This window comes from Mesorhizobium sp. M7A.F.Ca.CA.002.09.1.1, assembly GCF_003998555.1.
In the GTDB taxonomy this organism is placed as follows: domain Bacteria; phylum Pseudomonadota; class Alphaproteobacteria; order Rhizobiales; family Rhizobiaceae; genus Mesorhizobium; species Mesorhizobium ciceri.
In genome coordinates, this window is sequence record NZ_RZRR01000876.1 from 1 (window position 1) to 2,316 (window position 2,316).

The following is a 2,316-nucleotide window of genomic DNA, read 5'->3' on the forward strand; positions in this document are numbered from 1 at the left end:
AGAATGCGCTGTCCGACGAATGGCCGAAGCCGGCGGTTACGACGGGCAGCGGTGGCTCCATTCCGGTTGTCGGCGATTTCCAGACCTATCTCGGCATGGAATCGCTGCTGGTCGGGTTCGGCCTCGACGACGACCGCATCCACTCGCCCAACGAGAAATACGAGCTCAGCTCCTTCCACAAGGGCCAGCGCTCCTGGGCGCGGATTCTCGATGCCTTGACGCGCTGAGCAGCGGAACCCCTGTTTTCCTGTTGATTTTTCAGCCGATCGCGGCGAGGACGGGCCACAAGATAAAGCGCTGCAGCATCCCCTGCGGGTCAGGGGGCACTGTAGGGCTCGACCGGAGAAGACAATGGCCGATATCCGTTTCCATAAAAACGACCTGCCCGACCTCTCGCACTACAATGTCGGGGCAGTGGCCATCGACACCGAAACGCTCGGGCTCAATCCGCATCGCGACCGGCTGTGCGTGGTGCAGATTTCGCCCGGCGACGGCAGCGCCGACGTCATCCAGATCGCGCCCGGCCAGAAGAAGGCGCCGAACCTCGTCAGCCTGCTGAGGAACCGTGGCGTAACCAAGCTGTTCCACTACGGCCGCTTCGATCTTGCCGTTCTCTACAATGCGTTCGGCGTCATGCCGGAGCCGGTGTTCTGCACCAAGATCGCCTCGCGGCTGACCCGCACCTATACCGACCGCCACGGGCTCAAGGACATCTGCTTCGAGCTTCTCGGCGTCGGGCTGTCCAAGGCGCAGCAATCGTCGGACTGGGCGGCCGAGACGCTGTCGCCCGAACAGCTCGAATATGCGGCTTCCGACGTGCTCTATCTGCACCGGTTGCGCGATGTACTGGCCGGACGGCTGGCGCGCGATGGGCGGACCAAGGAGGCCGATGCCTGCTTCCGCTTCCTGCCGACGCGTGCCAAGCTTGACCTGATGGGCTGGGACGAAGAGGATATCTTCGCCCATAGCTGAGGGCCGTTGGCGCGCTCCGCGGGCCGGTGACCGTTTGGAACCGGATACAGGCCGTCGCGTTCTGTCGGCTCAGTTTGTCGGTGCAATTGGGGATAATGACATGGCGGACAGAAAGCCGATTGCGACCGCGCCGACAGACGGCTCCAAGGTCTCCGTGACCTGGAAGGACAGCGACGGCGTCATCAACGAATCCATCGCGCAATATCGCGACGACGGCTGGTGGGTCTATATCGACAGTCACACGCAAAAGAAGGTCGAGCCGACCAGCTGGCGCCCTGCCGCAAGCGACGACGACGATCAATAAGCGCGCCGCTGGTGAGGCCGGCTGCTTTCGAATAGCCTAAGCTGTTGATGTCGAGGCCGATTCGGGCTTTCCGGTCCGCGGTCGCCCTCTTGCTCGGAGGAAATCGCTATGGGTGTCGAAAGCTTGCTCGTCTTCATCATCATCGGTGCCATCGCCGGCTGGCTCGCCGGTCTCATCGTTTCCGGCTTCGGCTTCGGCCTGATCGGCAACATCATCGTGGGCATCGTCGGTGCGTTCATGCCGGCTGGCTGTTTCCGCGGATCGGCTTTTCCATCGGCCGCGGCACTCTCGCCGCGATCATCCATGCCACGATCGGCGCCATCATCCTGCTGGTACTGGTCAAGGTTCTGAAACGAGCCTGAGGCTCGACAACGCAAAGAGCGCGCCATGAAACAGAATACGCTCTATCTCGTCATCGGCGCGCTCGTCGTCGTGGTCATCGCGCTCGGCATCTATGTCTATCGCGAGCAGACCAAACCCAAGGGCGTCGAGCTCAAGATCGACGACAAGGGCATTTCGATCCAGCAGAACTAAGCCATGCGGGGGCGCGACATGGTTGCTTCTGACGCCCCGGAAGACGTCGATCAGCCCCCGATCACCGTGGCGGAGTGGGAGAGGCTGAACCGGCCGCCAAGGCGCGAGGCGCTGCTGCGCTATCGTTGGCGGGTGTTTCGCTTTCTGAGGACATCCGCACCGGTCAGCGAATTGCAGGGGCAAGAGCAGGTATTCCGCGATGCGGTCGTCGCCACCGTGGCCTTCAACCGGCCCGAAATGATCGAATGGCAGATCCACCTGGTACGCCGATACCTGGCCGAGCACGAAAGCTACATCGTTTTCGACAACAGCAACAAGGGCGAGGCAAGGGAAGCAATCCGCGATCTCTGCCGTCGCCAGCATGTCCCCTATGTCGCATTGCCGAAGAACAGGCTGGTCGTCAGCAGATCGCACGGTCAAGCGCTCAACTGGATCGTGCGGAATTTCTTGCCCAGGTTCGGGCCGAAGCTGTTCGGCTTCATCGATCATGACATCTTTCCGACTGA

4 protein-coding genes and 2 pseudogenes are annotated in these 2,316 nt (G+C 61.8%); all 6 read left to right on the forward strand.

What is annotated here, in order from left to right:
• A partial coding sequence (locus EN994_RS27680; protein ID WP_127307977.1) for a M20/M25/M40 family metallo-hydrolase occupies positions 1-227 on the forward strand: 227 nt, incomplete at its 5' end.
• 124 nt (positions 228-351) lie between these two features.
• The gene (locus EN994_RS27685; RefSeq protein WP_013529549.1) at positions 352-972 is read left to right on the forward strand and encodes a ribonuclease D; all 621 of its coding nucleotides are present in this window, start codon (positions 352-354) and stop codon (positions 970-972) included.
• A gap of 100 nt (positions 973-1,072) precedes the next feature.
• Positions 1,073-1,276 (forward strand): hypothetical protein, encoded by a 204-nt coding sequence (locus tag EN994_RS27690; protein WP_013529550.1) that lies wholly within the window; start codon positions 1,073-1,075, stop codon positions 1,274-1,276.
• A 108-nt stretch (positions 1,277-1,384) separates the two neighbouring features.
• Positions 1,385-1,638, forward strand: a pseudogene (locus tag EN994_RS27695) (GlsB/YeaQ/YmgE family stress response membrane protein).
• Between the two features lie 25 nt (positions 1,639-1,663).
• Positions 1,664-1,810, forward strand: coding sequence for a hypothetical protein (locus EN994_RS27700; RefSeq protein ID WP_013529552.1), 147 nt, complete (start codon positions 1,664-1,666; stop codon positions 1,808-1,810).
• 3 nt (positions 1,811-1,813) lie between these two features.
• Positions 1,814-2,316 (forward strand): annotated as a pseudogene (locus EN994_RS27705) (hypothetical protein); the annotation flags it as partial.

Bases quoted from the DNA above. Each gene is read 5' to 3' on its own strand.
- EN994_RS27685 (WP_013529549.1), top strand. From the start codon at position 352: ATGGCCGATATCCGTTTCCATAAAAACGACCTGCCCGACCTCTCGCAC.
- EN994_RS27690 (WP_013529550.1), top strand. From the start codon at position 1,073: ATGGCGGACAGAAAGCCGATTGCGACCGCGCCGACAGACGGCTCCAAG.
- EN994_RS27700 (WP_013529552.1), top strand. From the start codon at position 1,664: ATGAAACAGAATACGCTCTATCTCGTCATCGGCGCGCTCGTCGTCGTG.